This is a genomic window from Microcoleus sp. BROC3, from assembly GCF_036702515.1.
Classification (GTDB): domain Bacteria; phylum Cyanobacteriota; class Cyanobacteriia; order Cyanobacteriales; family Microcoleaceae; genus Microcoleus.
In genome coordinates this window covers 41010-56456 of record NZ_JAUBTQ010000003.1, presented here as the reverse complement: position 1 = coordinate 56456, position 15447 = coordinate 41010, and the positions used below count along the sequence as shown (strand labels likewise).

General features: G+C 43.7%; 16 protein-coding genes. 7 read left to right on the top strand and 9 right to left on the bottom strand.

Annotation, left to right across the window (positions count from 1 at the left end; translation table 11 throughout):
* Positions 1-9: 9 nt before the first annotated feature.
* Together xseB and xseA are read right to left on the bottom strand one after the other, a co-directional pair.
* Entirely contained in the window at positions 10-237 is a 228-nt protein-coding gene (gene xseB / locus QUB30_RS02780) for an exodeoxyribonuclease VII small subunit (protein ID WP_015176394.1), read from the bottom strand.
* Complete coding sequence (gene xseA / locus QUB30_RS02775) at positions 234-1403, bottom strand: exodeoxyribonuclease VII large subunit (protein ID WP_333328726.1); 1170 nt, start codon at positions 1401-1403, stop codon at positions 234-236. The genes xseB and xseA overlap by 4 nt, the downstream gene beginning before the upstream one ends.
* Positions 1404-1639: 236 nt before the next feature.
* Between xseA and QUB30_RS02770 the strand changes: the two genes are divergently transcribed.
* Positions 1640-2374 carry a hypothetical protein gene (locus tag QUB30_RS02770; RefSeq protein ID WP_333328721.1) on the top strand — a complete coding sequence of 245 codons (735 nt, stop codon included), beginning with the start codon at positions 1640-1642 and terminating at the stop codon, positions 2372-2374.
* A gap of 31 nt (positions 2375-2405) precedes the next feature.
* On the opposite strand, the gene gmk is transcribed toward QUB30_RS02770, so the two are convergent.
* Positions 2406-2975: a guanylate kinase gene (gmk, locus tag QUB30_RS02765; protein ID WP_333328719.1), complete on the bottom strand. Its 570-nt coding sequence runs from the start codon at positions 2973-2975 to the stop codon at positions 2406-2408.
* A gap of 78 nt (positions 2976-3053) precedes the next feature.
* Positions 3054-3320, bottom strand: coding sequence for an extracellular matrix/biofilm regulator RemA (gene remA / locus QUB30_RS02760; RefSeq protein ID WP_106149020.1), 267 nt, complete (start codon positions 3318-3320; stop codon positions 3054-3056).
* A gap of 455 nt (positions 3321-3775) precedes the next feature.
* Between remA and QUB30_RS02755 the strand changes: the two genes are divergently transcribed.
* Complete coding sequence (locus tag QUB30_RS02755) at positions 3776-3940, top strand: hypothetical protein (RefSeq protein WP_333328715.1); 165 nt, start codon at positions 3776-3778, stop codon at positions 3938-3940.
* A 547-nt stretch (positions 3941-4487) separates the two neighbouring features.
* On the opposite strand, the gene QUB30_RS02750 is transcribed toward QUB30_RS02755, so the two are convergent.
* Positions 4488-6590, bottom strand: a complete 2103-nt coding sequence (locus QUB30_RS02750; protein ID WP_333328712.1) for a M3 family metallopeptidase — start codon at positions 6588-6590, stop codon at positions 4488-4490.
* Between the two features lie 157 nt (positions 6591-6747).
* Entirely contained in the window at positions 6748-7632 is an 885-nt protein-coding gene (locus tag QUB30_RS02745; protein WP_333328708.1) for a hypothetical protein, read from the bottom strand.
* Positions 7633-7731: 99 nt separating this feature from the next.
* Here QUB30_RS02745 and QUB30_RS02740 point away from each other — a divergent pair, with 99 nt between their 5' ends.
* The gene (locus QUB30_RS02740) at positions 7732-7860 is read left to right on the top strand and encodes a hypothetical protein (protein WP_333328705.1); all 129 of its coding nucleotides are present in this window, start codon (positions 7732-7734) and stop codon (positions 7858-7860) included.
* 583 nt (positions 7861-8443) lie between these two features.
* On the opposite strand, the gene QUB30_RS02735 is transcribed toward QUB30_RS02740, so the two are convergent.
* Together QUB30_RS02735 and QUB30_RS02730 are read right to left on the bottom strand one after the other, a co-directional pair.
* Positions 8444-8878, bottom strand: a complete 435-nt coding sequence (locus QUB30_RS02735) for a hypothetical protein (RefSeq protein ID WP_333328702.1) — start codon at positions 8876-8878, stop codon at positions 8444-8446.
* Positions 8859-9335, bottom strand: coding sequence for a type II toxin-antitoxin system antitoxin SocA domain-containing protein (locus QUB30_RS02730; protein ID WP_333328698.1), 477 nt, complete (start codon positions 9333-9335; stop codon positions 8859-8861). The genes QUB30_RS02735 and QUB30_RS02730 overlap by 20 nt, the downstream gene beginning before the upstream one ends.
* 127 nt (positions 9336-9462) lie before the next feature.
* On the opposite strand from QUB30_RS02730, the gene QUB30_RS02725 reads away from it, so the two are divergent.
* Both QUB30_RS02725 and QUB30_RS02720 read left to right on the top strand, forming a co-directional pair.
* Positions 9463-9843 carry a hypothetical protein gene (locus tag QUB30_RS02725; protein ID WP_333328695.1) on the top strand — a complete coding sequence of 127 codons (381 nt, stop codon included), beginning with the start codon at positions 9463-9465 and terminating at the stop codon, positions 9841-9843.
* Positions 9840-10166: a hypothetical protein gene (locus QUB30_RS02720; protein ID WP_333328692.1), complete on the top strand. Its 327-nt coding sequence runs from the start codon at positions 9840-9842 to the stop codon at positions 10164-10166. The genes QUB30_RS02725 and QUB30_RS02720 overlap by 4 nt, the downstream gene beginning before the upstream one ends.
* Before the next feature lie 5 nt (positions 10167-10171).
* On the opposite strand, the gene QUB30_RS02715 is transcribed toward QUB30_RS02720, so the two are convergent.
* Complete coding sequence (locus tag QUB30_RS02715; RefSeq protein WP_333328689.1) at positions 10172-11584, bottom strand: NB-ARC domain-containing protein; 1413 nt, start codon at positions 11582-11584, stop codon at positions 10172-10174.
* A gap of 221 nt (positions 11585-11805) precedes the next feature.
* Between QUB30_RS02715 and QUB30_RS02710 the strand changes: the two genes are divergently transcribed.
* Together QUB30_RS02710 and QUB30_RS02705 are read left to right on the top strand one after the other, a co-directional pair.
* On the top strand, positions 11806-12117 hold the full coding sequence (locus QUB30_RS02710) for a hypothetical protein (RefSeq protein WP_333210951.1): 312 nt from the start codon (positions 11806-11808) through the stop codon (positions 12115-12117).
* A 62-nt stretch (positions 12118-12179) separates the two neighbouring features.
* Entirely contained in the window at positions 12180-15338 is a 3159-nt protein-coding gene (locus QUB30_RS02705; RefSeq protein WP_333328685.1) for a helicase-related protein, read from the top strand.
* The last annotated feature ends 109 nt before the right edge of the window (positions 15339-15447 follow it).

Genomic DNA, 15447 nt, shown 5'->3' with positions numbered 1-15447 from the left:
GAATGGGGCTTAAAAATCGGGTTCCGCAGCTAAAAGCTCGATCGACAAATCCATCTGTTCCTTCCCCCGCGCCAAAAAGCTTTCGCACTCCTGCAAGCACTCGACAGCAACCGCAAACTGCTCGAAAACCTCCTCAAGAGGCAACTCTCCCGATTCCACCCGATCGATAATCGCTTCAATTCGATCGACCGTTTCCTCATAATTCCAGTCAGACTGGCGCAACTGCGAATCAATCATAACTTTTCTTCTGCATTTAATACTTCTACAATCTTAACTTTCAGCACGCCCCGACTCAACCTCACCGTCAATTCTTCTCCCAATTCCAAACCGTCGCTTTTGCGGACGATCGTACCGTCACTTTGGATTACCGCCGCATAACCCCTTTGCAATACCGCAGCCGGATTTAGGGCGGATAACTTTTCTTGCAATACCTCCAGTTTACCAGTTGCTTGCCGCAAAGTTCGGGATGTCGCAGGCAAACGTTTTAATCGATTTTGTAACAGTTGCAAATGCTCTGCTTCTGTCTGAAATCTTGCCCGCACAGCGTTTGCTAAATCGATCGTTCTTTGCTTGTGATCGAAGTAAATATCTGCTAAAACTGGTACAGCTTGAGCCGCCGCCGCAGTCGGAGTGTGGGCTCGTTTATCTGCTACTAAATCGGCGAGAGATTCGTCTCTTTCGTGCCCGATACCGGTGATAATTGGAATCGCACAATTCGCGATCGCCCTGACAACTCTCTCATCATTAAAACAAGCCAAATCTTCCGCAGAACCCCCGCCGCGGGCTAACACGATCGCATCGGCCCTACCGTCCAATTCTACCCGGGCGATCGCCCTAGCAATGGCAGCAGCAGCCAATTCTCCCTGTACCAAAGTCGGCGACAGCAACACCCGCAAACCCGGATATCTTTGCGCTAGAGTGCGCTGAATGTCTCCCCAAGCAGCGCCGGTATCGGATGTCACCACGGCGACAATTTGCGGGTGTGCGGGAATCGGGCGCTTTCGGGCGGGATCGAAGAAACCCTCAGCATCCAAGCGCGATCGCAATTGCTGCAACCGCAAAGCCTGCAACCCTTCCCCAGCGGGCAGCGATTGCACAACAGTCAACTGGTACTCGCCGCGATTTTTGTAAACCCGGATGCTTCCCAAAACCAGCAACTGTTCGCCTTTTGCCGGGATTTGCACCAATTTTTGCCGCTGAGAATTCCACACCACGCAGCGAATAGCAGCGCTTTTGTCGGTGTCGCACAGGGTGAAAAAGCAGCCGCTGGGGTGGTGCGAAACGTTCGACACCTCGCCTGTCAGCCAAAGTGATTGCAGGTTGCGATCGCCCTCCAACAAGTCTTGCAGGTATGATGTTAGTCCGGCAACAGAGAACGCTGTATCGGGAAAAATTGAAGTCATCCAATTTTAGATTTTAGATTTTAGATTTTCGATTTAGGCTACTATCAATGCTTCTGACAGTGTGTGATTGCCCAGCGTAAAATAAGGGTTTCTGGGCGATTGCAGAATCGACTTGCTAACGGAAAATCAAGGGTTTCAGAATACCATCTCAACATAGTCCGGACTATTGTAGTATATGTAAGGTAATTTATTTGTAGGCTGAGCGGGCGATCGTAAATTTAACTGCAAACAAACTAATGATATCAGATACAATGACTTCGATGAATGTGCTGCGCCAAGAGGCTGCGGCGATCGGCATTACGGAGGAAGAAGCCAGAAAATATGGTGACCTCCGACATAAAAGAACTTGGTCTTTGGCGATCGAACATCACCTCTCAATGCAAGATTTTGCCGATCGCATAGAACCATCCTTCACAACTTCCGAACCGGAGTCGTCCAGCGCACTCAACCACTCTCTGACTGAGGAGTCGAAAGACAATGGTATTCAGCTAACGGCGAACCTAGGCGAATCTAGAGTAACCAGGGAGAACCAAACCGCATCTCTTGCTTCGTTTCCACAACCAACAGAAGAAATCGGGCGATCGCACAACAAATCCATCCTGCGCCTCAAGCAGGCTAGAAGTTTTGAACAAGTAGTTCAAAATCACATTAAAGCATTACAAACTGCATCTAATGCTCGCACAAATGAAGCACATTCATCGCTAGGCAATTGGGTTTGTCCTGAGTGCGGCCCGCAAGGTGAAATTAGCTGTCACCTGTGTGAGGGGACTGGCAATATCAGCGACCTTGCAGCTATTGGCTGGACGCTAGCTTATATGGAAATGTTGGGCTGTTCTGCTCGCGAAATTGAACCGGTACGGAAATTTTCGCCTGCGTCCAGCACTCTAGAATTGAATTTAAAAGTTTGTATCGCTATCAAACAAAGTACCGAGGTTTTAGCCCGAACAGAAAAATGGGTAATTAGTCATTAGTCATTAGTTATTAGTCATTAGTTATTAACTCTTAGTTACCGGAAAGCTCAACCAAATTAAGTATTGATTCTAGCTTTTTAAAAGCAACTTCCAAATCATCGTTGACAACTTGGAAATCGAATTCCCCCGCAGCTTCAATTTCCTCTTTAGCCCGCAGCAACCGACGGGCGATCGCACTTTCGGAATCTTGACCTCGACTCCGCAAGCGCCGTTCCAACTCATCCCAAGAAGGAGGTAAAATAAAAATTCGCAGCGCCTCTGGAAAATTATTCCTAATTTGCCTCGCGCCTTCGAGCTCAATTTCTAGGATTACCGATTTTCCCTCACCGATTCCTTGTTTGAGACCAAAATAAGGAGTACCGTAAAAATTACCGGCAAACTGAGCCCATTCTGCCAAATCTCCAGCCTCAACCATTTGTTCAAAGCGGCTGCGGCTGACAAAATAGTAATGCTTTCCCTCAATTTCTCCCTCACGGGGCGAGCGAGTTGTCACCGATACCGAAAGATACAATTCGGGATGGCGATTGAGGAGCGATCGTACTAGGGTGCCTTTCCCCACACCGCTAGGCCCAGTCAGAACAATTAATTTACCAGATTTCATTTTTAGAATAGAAACGTGTAACAATTTAAGTTTCCGCTTACTTTAGACTGTAAACGCTTAAATTGCAACTGACAAACCTCAATCATCCCGACCTTGACTGTCTTTGCCGATCGCAAAACGATTAGCAACCGTTTCCGGCTGAATCGCCGAGAGGATGACGTGACTCGAATCTGTAATAATTACTGCTCTCGTGCGGCGGCCGTAAGTAGCGTCAACCAGTTGTCCCCGTTCCCGCGCATCAGTAATAATCCGCTTAATTGGCGCTGACTCGGGACTGACAATGGCAATCACTCGGTTAGCAGACACAATGTTACCAAAACCGATATTAATTAATTGAATATCCATGAAAATCTTAATCTATGGGTTAACGACTAACTATCAATCCTTACTTTTTATCATATATACAAATATTTTTTCTGGCAATCCTAAAATTAATCCCAACTAATTTTTTTAGTTTCTACCTAAATTTTTTACCCTTTCGACGCCAAGTACCCCGTTCTTTATCAAAATTTTAAAAAAAACTTGCTGTTGCCGCTCTATATTAAAGATTCGGTAAAAGCCTAGATTTTTTGTTGCCAATAAAAGCATTAGCTGTATCGAGAAAACAGCCAGTAAATGTTGAGAAATATAAAGTTAATTTCAGGTAGAGGGAACGTTAAGGAGCGCGAATTAAATAATTTACACTCTTGAAAGTGGGGTGGGCGTCCCGCCCGCCCTTTCTGGACGGGCGGGACGCCCATCCCACAAGAACATCACGCATTGTAAGTTATTTAATTCTCATTCCTAAGTATAATCAATCAGTGATAAATGACAGCAAATATTCGCAAATTGCAGTCTATACTAACAGTATTGACACTGATGCTGCCTTGATGAGCCTTCAACCTAAACTAAAAGCTGCTGGCGATCGCACTTTCGACCCGATTTTCCACAAAAATAGGACTAAGTTTCCGGTAGCATCGGAATGATACCGAAGACACAGCACTGCCGTGTCCCTAACCCCATTAATTGTAGGGACACGGCACTGCCGTGTCCTGACTGTGAGTAACATCAATTCCGATGCTAGCGGAGTTGATATTACCCCTATTTGTGACAGTTTACCTTAGTCCTAAAAAAGATAGAGGATGATGTGGCAAACTACGGATATTTCTTGCATCATGTTCTATAATAAAATTGGTTGGTAGTGAGGCACGCAAGTCCTATTAATACCATAAAAAAAGTGGGGATTTAATTATCAATTTTATAACAATAAAAGTTACGCAGAAAGTTTGATTACACGTAAATTATAGCGGATTTTAGGTTTATGAAATGTAGGAACACGGTAATGCGGTGTCCCTACGGGTATCGAACGCTCTGTGGTGTAATTCATCAGCCTGGGATCTGCTGGATAGCGGTAAGACTTCATGCACACCGCACCCTACACATACACGATCTGCGTAAATCCTGTGCAACAAAAAATCGGGATTAATGCAGATAAATTCACCCGCCTTAATCCCGAGTTATTCCACACTTAAATTAAGCCGCAACTAAACCGCTGTGTCTCAACAAAGCTTTAGTGCTCGGTTCGCGTCCCCGGAAAGTTTTAAACACTTCCATCGGGTGCAAACTGCCGCCCAATCCTAACACTGTATCTCGGAAGCGCTTACCTGTAGATGCGATCGCACTTTCATCTTCCAAACCCGCTTCCTCAAAAGCCGCAAAAGCATCAGCGCTGAGCACTTCCGCCCATTTATAACTGTAATACCCCGCCGCATAGCCGCCCGCAAAAATGTGTCCGAAAGCGCACAAAAATGCGTCTTCTTCCAGAGGAGGCAAAACAGTCGTAGTTTTAGCAATGCGGTTGCGGACATCGGCCACAGTTTCGCTGCCGCCCGAGCGATAGCGGTGGTGCAATTCGATGTCAACGCTGCTAAAATGTACTTGCCTGAGCATGACGGTGCCGCTCATGTAGTGGCGCGCTGCTAGCAGTTTTTGGTAATAGTGTTCCGGCAAAGTTTCCCCGGTTTCGTAATGCTTTGCCATCCCGAACAAAGTCGCGCGATCGTAACACCAATTTTCCATAAATTGACTGGGCAATTCCACCGCATCCCACTCAACATTATTGATGCCCGAAGCCCCCGGATAGTCTACCGTTGTCAGCATATGCTGCAAACCGTGACCGAATTCGTGAAACAAAGTTTCGACTTCCCCAAAAGTCATTAAACTCGGTTTGCCGTCCACAGGAGGACTTTGGTTGCACACCAAATAAGCCACCGGCAACCGCGTGGTTGTCTTGGACCCTTCCACAAATTTAGCGCGCACCACGCACTCGTCCATCCAAGCACCGCCGCGCTTTTCCTCGGGGCGGCTGTAGGGGTCTAAATAGAAATTGGCGATCGCATTTCCTGCTTCATCATCTATTTGGAAATAGCGCACATCTTTGTGCCAGACAGGAGTTTGACCGTCTGCCGCAGTTACTGTCACGCAGAACAGGCGTTTTACTAATCCAAATAACCCCTCTAATACCTGTGGCAAAGCAAAATAAGGTCGCAATTCTTCGGCACTAAAAGCAAACTTTTCTTCCCTGCGCCGTTCCGACCAAAAACCTACATCCCAGTGCTTCAAATCTCCAGCTTCCGGCGCGCCTTTTTCGGCAGCAAAAGCTTTCAAATCTTCTAAATCTTTAATAGCAGCACTGTAACTAGCTAAGCGCAATTCTTCTAACAAAGCTTCCACTGCTGTAACGTCTGGAGCCATTTTGCTCGCCAAGCTCAATTCGGCATAACTGCTAAACCCGAGCAAAGCAGCTTTTTCCTGGCGCAAAGCTAAAATGCGATCCGTCAACGGCCAGTTATTCAATTCTCCGCTACTTGCTCTGCCGATAAAAGCTTTGTACAACTTTTCGCGCAAGTCGCGGCGGGTGCTGTGCTGCATGAAAGGGCCGTAACTGGGAAAGTCTAAAGTGATCCGCCAAGGGCCGTTTTCGGCATCCGCATTTTCTTCGCCTGCGCTGCGAGCGGCTTGAGCTGCTAAACTCAACAAACTCGGCGGCAAACCGTCAACTTCGTCTTTGTTTGTGAGGGTGATGCTGAATGCTTTGGTAGCGTCGAGGACGTGATTGGAAAATTGGGTAGTAATTTCCGCCAATTCTAATTGAATGGCATTAAAACGCTCTTTTTGCTCGCCTTCTAAACCGACGCCGGAGAGTTGGGCGTCTCGGAGAGCGGCTTCGACAATTCGCTGTTGAGCTGACTCTAAGCTGTCCCAATTTTCGCTTGCCCGCAGCGCTTTAAAAGCTTCGTAAAGCGGTTTGCTTTGACTGAGCTTGCTCCAAAATTTTACTACTTCCGGCTGCACTGTTTCGTGAGCCGATCGCAGTTCCGGGCTATTTTTCACGCCCATCAAATGTCCGACAATGCTCCAGCTCCAATTTAAACGCTCTCCGAGTCGCTGCAAGGGTTCTACTAAGCCGCTCCAAGTCGGCTCTACAGACGATTCTAAGGCAGCTAGCGAGGCTTCTAGTTCGGTCAGCAGTTGGGTGATGGCGGGGACTACCTGTTGTGGTTCGATCGCGTCAAATGGAGGCAGTCCTTGACCGATTAGTAACGGGTTATCAGCAATAGTTACGGTTGCAGTCATTTAATTTTCTTGTAACAGGTTGAAAACAGGTGAACTAGATAGATTAGCTTTTCATTTTGTAACACAGTTGTCGACAAATTTGGACTGGATGGGGCGAGAGTCGGAGAGTGTCTGAGTGGAAAAATCTTCCTTCTGACTGATGACTAATGACTAACGACTAATGACTACTCTCTTGTATGTGCTGCAACTCCTTGACAACCGAGATTAAGCGCTTGAGGTGAGGTTTGACAACTTCTTGCTGCTCGTGTTCCAAACGGTGGATTTGAGCTTGGACAATTGACAAATCCGGAGTCGATTGGTGCGCGGGAACTTGCAGTTGGCTTTGCAAATTGGCCATGACTTTCTGGATTTCCAAAAATCGAGTATTTACTGCTTCCCAGTCGTCTCGGGTGATAGAAGTTTCTACCAAGCCTTGCGTCGCACTTTGCAGTTGCTCTATAGCCTGTTCCACAGCTTGGAGATGCGCCGATTGGTCAACCGATAAATCTTGCAGTTGTGCGCTCACCTGGTGGCGGACATCGAGGACAGCAGACGCTACGATTTCTTGCAAAGAAGCTACCGACTCTCCCAAACTCAGCAACTGCCGCTGGATGTCTATCGACTCCTCAAAGCCTTCTGCCCTAGGCATTGCAGCCATTTGCTGGCGCAGCGCTGCAATATCTGCAGACAACTGCTTGCGCAATTTAACAATTACCGTCACCGCCGTTTTTTCGACTTTATTGACAGACTTTTGGACTTGGGCCATTTCCGAATTTTGATGCACCCGCACTTGCTGCTCGAACCGATACCTGTTAGCAACATTCAGCGACAAAGCCAAAGTTAGGGGAGCTACCCCGTAAAAAGCTTGACCCGACACAGCCACCGCCAGGGAACCCACACCAGAGGCAGCCAGAGAGGCGTATTCTGCCAGCTCCAGCCAGTGCCTTTGAGGAAAACTTGGTCTCAAATGGTTGTTTGCAACAGAGGGTTTTGGCTTCCGCACGGCTCTTTGAGTCATAGTATTTTCTCGTTGTTGGTAAGGTTGCGAGACTGGGTGGAGCATTGATTTCTATCCTTTTTTCAGTTATATGTTTTAGATTATTTCCTGAAACTCTTCTATTTTTACCTTTGTCAGCAAGCTAAGGATGACTGACATATTATTATGTATTTGGGAGCTGACGGCGATCGCGCCCAATTCCGGCTGTTAAAAGGTTCGCCCCAGCGCGCCCTCTATTTTACAGGAGTTACGGTCATCGGGTTCGGGCGATCGACTTCGGGCAGCCCAGGCTAACCGAACAATGCCTGAGACTATTTTAGATTTTAGATTTTAGATTAAAAGTTAAAAAAATGCGACCTACTGAGGGCGATCGGGGTTTGGAGCTTGTCTGGAGTTGCCTTTTTGTGCGCGCATTGGTATAATTTACTGTTTCTCAATTGCCCGGAGCAAATTTACTGCAAAAATTGACCGATGAACTCAGAAAAACCCGGAATTGGCGATCGGCTCAAGTCTATTTTCAGTATCTCGATCTTTATCATTCTCGTACTAGGAGTAGGCTTTTTAAGCGTGAATTTTATTTCAGCTCTCTATGCCAAATTTTCTTAAAATTAGGACTGAGCACGGCCACCCAGAAACCGTTTTTTTTGCGATAATATTTCGTCGCAGCCACAGATTCGCTAAAAAACCCGGTTTCTGAGATGCGGAGTGCGTAATAGCAAGTCGGACAAGACAATGCCGTTGCCCTACTTCAAAATAGGCGATCGCAATGGCTGGGAACCCCGCCAGCGAGAAGGACACGGCAATGCCGTTTCCCTACCCGATTAATTGTAGGGAAACGGCACTGCCGTGTCCTGACCGTGGGTAATTTATCATAATTTCAACTGTAAAGATTGTGGTCTGGGTCTAGCCAGACAATATAAAAAACATTTTCACTAAAAAATCCATGCACCCTACCGTATTCATTAGCAGATATTTGAAACTGGTAGGGGATATTGATTAGGATATCTTCATTGAGAATACCAAAGCCATTAGGTTCAGTAGTATTTTTCCAAACTATGCCATGACAGCGCAGACTTTTACTCTGATTATTGATAATTTCTTGAGCGTTCAATTGTGACAAATCGCGCAGCCGTCTCAATAGAGATGCTAGATACTTAGCATCTCTACCGCCTAGTGAAAACTTATCTTTATCATCCTGATAATACCTGAAAGAAAAACTAACTCCTTCCGGTATTTTTACATCTAGACGATTGATGCTCGATAAAGATTGCTGGCGGCGTATATCTGCTTTCTTAATTTTCTTCGATGACACGGCTTTGGTAAAAGTCTCTCATTGATTCCTTGGTAATAATAGCATGAGAAGGTTCATCTTTTGGCAAATCACCTCTAGCATTAATCCAAGGGTCTTCGCGGCGCACCATCAATTCTAACTCATAGGCATCGCAAAAGAAATATTCGTCGGATAACTCGTCTAAAAACTCTTGTACTTCTTCGGGAAACTCTGGTTTTTTGACTTCTTTCAGAATTGGCTTCCAGTCAAATTGTTCTTTGTATTCATAAAATAAAGCCGGGATAGTCGGCCCGTGCACCCAAGCTTCAAAATCTTCATCAAAAAGCGGTGTATCTTCAAAGGCTAAATACCATGCTTGGGCGTAGTACAATAGTTTTTGTAGCTTGTGGTTGCTGAGATAGGAACCTACATCATTCGCGAACCAGATGTAGTAATCAGCGAGTTGGGAGGCTGTTGTGACTGTAGTTATTGTGGTCATATAACTCGACTAAATAAGTTTTGTATTCTATGATAGCACAGTCTTAGGTTTTATAATTTTTGGGGTAATGCTCAATAGGCTATGATATGTTTATTTGCAGTTCAGTTTTTCTCAGGTAAGGTTAAAGTTGATTTTTGATGAAGGTAGGCAATTAGAGATTGTGCAGGCAATTGAGCGGGTGAGAGACGGAATTTTCTGGAAACCTGGAAAAGCAATGTCTCATTTACTCAAAAGGATTAATTTAGGTCATTTAGGGCCGGATGCGACCCTTGAAGAATATAATGGAGTTATCAGTTTAATTGTCAGGGATGCTGATGCTAAAGTTTATGTGTATGTCTACGGAGAAACGTTTTATCCGACAGTTACCAGCAGTGTAAACAACACAATATGGCTGGTAATGATGGGCTTGGATGGACTTTTAGAAACGGCTTTTCCTCCAAAGGAACCGGAAAGCTACCTGGCTAATTCAATGTTTATTTATGTAGGTTTAGTTAAGGATTTGTTATGAATACTTTGGTAAAAAACTATTGTGTAATGGTTGAATTTCCTGATGTGAGTGGGGCTGAACATTTAGAAATGTTGCAACTTAGAGATGAGTTGGCAAAAGTTGAATCTCAACTGAGTGAGGAAGAGAAAGGTTTATTAGCAAATGCCGATCGACGGTTAGTTGAACAAGCAAAGGAGTTTTATGAGGAGTTGTCGAGATTTGTGGATTTAATGCAGAAGCGCAAATTTGAGGAGATTACACCTCAGCGTTGGTGGTGGTATTTGGATGTTTTGGCATTGTTGCCGAATTTGAGGAAACAAGAGTTGACAAGCGGTGTTGTTTGAAATGTTTATTCATTGTCGATGTTTGTTAAGTGCGCTCGTCGAGTTTTGATATACTGCTTCAGTACAGGTGACAAAGTGTAAAGACTTGCTTCTTTTTCTATCAAGCAGCGCCGCCATAGAGATTGCAAGGCGTTTAGCAAATCTGATGATGATATTTGTCCGTTTTGTAGCAATTTCGCGACGGTGACTGGCTGGTTTTCTGTCGCCAACAATGACATGACTTGTTTTTCGAGTTCGGAAGTGCGATCGTACTGCTGCTGTAGAACATCTTTCAAATCTTCGGGTAACAATATGGTATCATCTATTAATAACTCGGTCGCGCCGATTCCCAACTCTTGAATCAAAGTCGCCACGCTTTTTAACCATAACGGATTGCCTTGGTAGCGGTGAATGAGTGCTTCGCAATTATCAATTTCTGTTAATCCTTTATCTCTGAGGATTTCCCGTGCGGCTGCGGTGTCTAAACCAGTGAGTTGTAAGGTACGAATAGGAGTATTTTCGCTGGTGAGTTGAGGAACTTCTTTCGGTGGTTCCCAACCGACTAGCAGAAAGCAACTTTGATGGGATAATTTTTCTATCTGTTTGAATAAAGAGCGATATTCTTCGTAGTCTGGTTTATATTTTCCTGCCAATTCGCCGCTACAGAAAAGGTTGTGAACGTCATCTAAGACTACTAAACAGCGATGGTTTTGCAAATACTTAATTAGCGGTAAGCGTTTCTGGTTGGTTGGGGGTGAATCTGGGTTTTCTGACTGGGAAAAAAGCTGTGTTAGGTTAGATTGAAATTTATAGATGGTGGGGAATTCGTCTAGTGTGTACCAAACTGCGTACTCAAACTCGTCTTTGATTTGTTGTACGAGTTGTACTGCTAGGGATGTTTTGCCGATGCCGCTGATACCGGTGAGGGTGATGAGGCGGCAGTTTTGTTGTAGAATCCAGGTTGTGAGGGTTTGGAGTTCGGGGGTGCGATCGAAGAAATTACCCAACTCCGGCATTTCGCTTAAATCTTGATGTGAAGTTTTAGTTGGTTTTGTGTTAGATGTTTCCTCAGTATGTGAGTTTGATATATCTGGCGGGTGTCTACCTTCTCCATAAGAATTAACGCAACAACTTATTTGTACGCAGTCTTGTTGTAGTGCAAAATTTTTTGAAAAGAGGGAGAGTTGGAATCTCTCCACTGCCGATCTAAAATTTGATTTACTAACATCTTCTCCCAACTCTTCTGAAAGTATTTGCCATAGTTCTGAGCCTACTTTCCTCACACTACTTTCAGAACAGTCAAAGTTTTTGGCTATGTGCTTGTATGTCTCATGTTCTAGAGTTCCCCGGAGTACCGCTGCTTGTAAATCATCAAGGTGCTGACCCGTTTTCTCGAAGACTATGCGATTGGCGATTTTTAAAGCTTCTTTTAGGTTCATCGGGGCCGGGAGAGGTGACTTTTTTTTATTATAGCTCACATTTAAGAACAGTTTAATACATTTTTCCACATTTTTGTACAAAACTAGATTAAAGAGATTGAAAGGGGTGAAAAATAGCTCACAAAATTGAACCTTTTTGGGCTAGACAAATCAAAGATTTGTAAGGATGATGGGACAAGTATTAAATTAGGGGGAATTTATTATTTTAAAAAATATTAATCATGTCAAATTTAAAGCTTTTGGGCAAGAGACTTACAAATCTTTCCCTTTATCAGAAAGCCCAACAAATTGGCTTTGAGTATATCCTCAACCCCGACACTGGCGAACTACATCGTGTTGGTCTAGATAATTTTGGGGGTTCTCACAATCTCGCAGATGCAGACCTAAGCATTTTTATTGGTCTTAATAATATTGGGATTATACCAGTTGACGTTTTTCGTGATGGGAAAAGACTTCCCGTTTACGATATTGATACTGGCGAAATGATTGGAAGCTATGCCCTCAATAAATGTAGTTACTGCTTTCCAAAATAAGCTTACTTCTTTAAAAGGCATTGGGAACTTGTGCATAATCAAAAAATTCTGAGGACAGACGCATGACGTATAGGCTGTTTGAGATCCCATCTGAGAGCGGTAATCATGCAGATGTTGTCTGGGCAGATCCCAGTAGTAGCGATCGCAATGCCTATACCCATTTAGCCTATACAATCGAAACAACTGACAGCGAAAACAGCGTACTAGATCGGCGAGGTATCCGCTTCAAAAACTTACGCCACTGGAAAAAAATCAACGATAAATTTCCTGACTTACGGTTACGTCTCAAGGAAAAGCATACATACTATGCAGGTGAAAGCGTCCTCGAAAAAAATGAGCTAAAGCATCAGCATCATATTCAAACTGTTCTAAGGTTGGGTGCATTAGAGCTACTCGCAAATATCTATTCGGGGCGGATTACCGCTAGTGACAAAGATCCTTTTCCTCATCAATTAGCATTACAACAGTATGTTAAAAATCATGAGTCTCGCATTAAGCGAATTCTGATCGCCGACGAAGTAGGTTTAGGTAAAACAATTGAAGTAGGCTTAATATTAAGAGACAAGCTGATTGCACAAAAAGAGGATTTGCGTTGTCTTTATCTAACTTCTGGTGGCTTAACCGAAGATGTTAGAGATAAACTACGTAGTGTGATTAAAGATTCTGTTGATGGAAGCATTATTAGTGTTGTAGATTCTTTTAGACAATATGGCGATAGCATTAGTCAAAAAGGTATTCGGATTGCTAGTATGCACGCTGCTAGACGATATCTCAATGATAAGAAAGAGCTACCTAAAGGAGTTAAACCAAATATCATCATCATTGATGAATGTCATCACTGTGCCAGCAATGCTAACCTCATCAATGGGGAGTCATATGTAGAATCGGCAATTGAGACAACACAAGCTTATAAAACTGCATATCAGATGATCGCAGGTAAGTTCTGGAAAGACTCAGAACCGCCAGAGCTAGTTATCTTGATGAGTGCTACACCTTTTCGATCTGCCAATCAATTTACAAATTTATTGCGATTACTGGTACACCAAACTGCTTTTGAAAATGCCTATGCTAACGATATTGGCAACAAAGAACTTCGAGCAGCAATATCAAAAGATGATTCACCCGTAGCAGTCATTTGGCGGCAACAGGATGAGATTCGTAATTGGTCTGACCAAAGATTATTTCCGAAATTAATGATAGTTCGTCCCCACCGCGAAGGTGAGCCAAGTCTCGAAAAAACTGATGAAGAGTATCTGTCAACGCTAGAAAAAATCAAAAGGACAGTACAGCGTATTTATCGAGATCATAGGGGTAGTTTTGGAGGGTTTGCTACTGCACATCTTGAAACACGTTTAACCAGTAGTTCCCTTGCAGGTGCTTGTTGGCTATTTCGTTGGTGTGTCCGCCATCATCCAAAATGGCAAAATGAGCACAAGTATAAGACAGATAACTTCGCTGATACTCAAGATTTAAGGAAATTAATTCGCGAGATTTCCAAACACCTAGCGAAATTTGATACTGAGAGGGATACAGTTACAGGATACGCCAAAAAGGTTATATTTCCTTCTGACAGTAATTTTTCATTTGACTCTGCCCACTTGAAGGATGGCAATATACCTGCTATTCGTGACTTTCAGAAAAAACTACTGGAGAACGCAAAACAAAAAAATGATCGAGATGATGACGATGATACAGATTTAGAAGCAACGATAGAGGAAATATTAGAACTGACAAAATTAGCCTTAGACTTGTTGGCATCAGGTAGAAGTGTTGAAAATGCCAAGCTAAACTGGCTAACAGCTATGCTAGAAGAACATCCCGATTCTCGTTTTCTCGTTTTTACTGAGGTATTACAAACTACTGCCATTATTACCGCAACTTTTCCTAAACAAAGTCGGGCTCTTACTGGGGAGATGAGTGCTGATGATCGAAAGAATGTAGTTAAGGATTTTTACGATCGCAACAAAAATTACCGCATCCTTGTCGCAACTTCTGCGGCGGACGAAGGATTAGATTTTCAAGTAGCCAATAAAGTTGTGCATTGGGATCTCAGTCCCGATCCTGCTGTTTTAATGCAACGTAATGGCAGGGTTGCTCGATTAGGTCAAATTTCTGATGTCACTGCCTATTATCTCATTTTAGAAGGTACATTAGCCGAAAAAAGAGATACAGCCTTACTAAAGCGTCTCGAAACAGCAGGAGTTACAGATCCGCGTATGCAATTGAAAATTTTGGGACAGCTTGATAATAAGCAAGAGGGCAAAATTGCAAGTGCTATTGAAGATGACAGTGGTGATGGACAAACTGTAGACAAAATTCTACAAGTAGCAAAGGAAAGCAGTGATCTCATGGAGACAGAGCTTCGTAAGTTAAATGAACAGCTAAAACCCATTGAGGTTCTCGATCGCGATAAGCTACTTAAACGCCTCAAAACTTGGCATAATTTGGAAGTTACTCAATACGATACTTACAAGCATAAATTAGTTTTTGAATCGAAAGAATGGCAACGTCCTGTTTTTGGAGAAGAGAAAACAGAGATGGAGTCAGCAGTTTCTGAAGTTCTCGTAATCAAGCAGAAAAACAAAAAAGATAGAAAATTTAACTTTGACCCAGAATTTGCTCTTTTTAGCCAAGAAAAAACTCCCGATCGATTAGCAGGGTTGCTGCCTTGGAACCAGAAAAAAAGTGAGGGAGATACAAAACAACAACATCAACCTTTTTTTGACATTGATCCAATTGGAGCCTTAACCCAGTCTCTTGCTAGACAAAGACAAGCGGATTTTATGGCGGTTTCTGCACAAAAGTTGTGCGAACATTTTCCAGATATTAAAGGCTGCTCTTACTTGCTGTTTGCAACCCATCCATTACGAGAATTGGAGAAAAACAAATCATCAGACTCAGCTAAATACTTGACATACTACACTTTTACAACTGATTTTAGTCAGCCAGTCAATTCCAATGGTGCTTCTGCTATTGAAGTACATGACATGATTACTTTCTTGGAGGCGCAAATTGTTCAAGGTGTAGTCTCTCTATCATCCGAAGTAATCGAGCTGGCAAAATCAGCAGGGCGGGATATCTCTCAATGGGTTCAAGATTCTTTCAGCATGGGTGGTGATGATTTCTTAGATGAAGAGTCAAGTTATTTCGTGCCGATTCCTGTTGCTTTGGTAGCTATTGTTGATCCGATCGCAGAAGTTAAAGAAAATAACATCGCATAACATCGCCCTTTCTTTTTTCTGATGAGAGTTCGCCTAAAATGAAAGATCGATCGCCCCTCACACCAAATACCAAACACTACGATGATTGTACGAAGTGCGATCGCCGTTA

What these genes read in the sequence shown, in the direction of transcription:
- QUB30_RS02730 (WP_333328698.1), bottom strand. Translation starts at nt 9,335, where the DNA reads ATGACCACAATAACTACAGTCACAACAGCCTCCCAACTCGCTGATTAC.
- QUB30_RS02705 (WP_333328685.1), top strand. Translation starts at nt 12,180, where the DNA reads ATGACGTATAGGCTGTTTGAGATCCCATCTGAGAGCGGTAATCATGCA.
- remA (WP_106149020.1), bottom strand. Translation starts at nt 3,320, where the DNA reads ATGGATATTCAATTAATTAATATCGGTTTTGGTAACATTGTGTCTGCT.
- QUB30_RS02745 (WP_333328708.1), bottom strand. Translation starts at nt 7,632, where the DNA reads ATGCTCCACCCAGTCTCGCAACCTTACCAACAACGAGAAAATACTATG.
- QUB30_RS02720 (WP_333328692.1), top strand. Translation starts at nt 9,840, where the DNA reads ATGAATACTTTGGTAAAAAACTATTGTGTAATGGTTGAATTTCCTGAT.
- xseA (WP_333328726.1), bottom strand. Translation starts at nt 1,403, where the DNA reads ATGACTTCAATTTTTCCCGATACAGCGTTCTCTGTTGCCGGACTAACA.
- QUB30_RS02770 (WP_333328721.1), top strand. Translation starts at nt 1,640, where the DNA reads ATGATATCAGATACAATGACTTCGATGAATGTGCTGCGCCAAGAGGCT.
- gmk (WP_333328719.1), bottom strand. Translation starts at nt 2,975, where the DNA reads ATGAAATCTGGTAAATTAATTGTTCTGACTGGGCCTAGCGGTGTGGGG.
- QUB30_RS02750 (WP_333328712.1), bottom strand. Translation starts at nt 6,590, where the DNA reads ATGACTGCAACCGTAACTATTGCTGATAACCCGTTACTAATCGGTCAA.
- xseB (WP_015176394.1), bottom strand. Translation starts at nt 237, where the DNA reads ATGATTGATTCGCAGTTGCGCCAGTCTGACTGGAATTATGAGGAAACG.
- QUB30_RS02715 (WP_333328689.1), bottom strand. Translation starts at nt 11,584, where the DNA reads ATGAACCTAAAAGAAGCTTTAAAAATCGCCAATCGCATAGTCTTCGAG.
- QUB30_RS02740 (WP_333328705.1), top strand. Translation starts at nt 7,732, where the DNA reads ATGTATTTGGGAGCTGACGGCGATCGCGCCCAATTCCGGCTGTTAAAA.
- QUB30_RS02710 (WP_333210951.1), top strand. Translation starts at nt 11,806, where the DNA reads ATGTCAAATTTAAAGCTTTTGGGCAAGAGACTTACAAATCTTTCCCTT.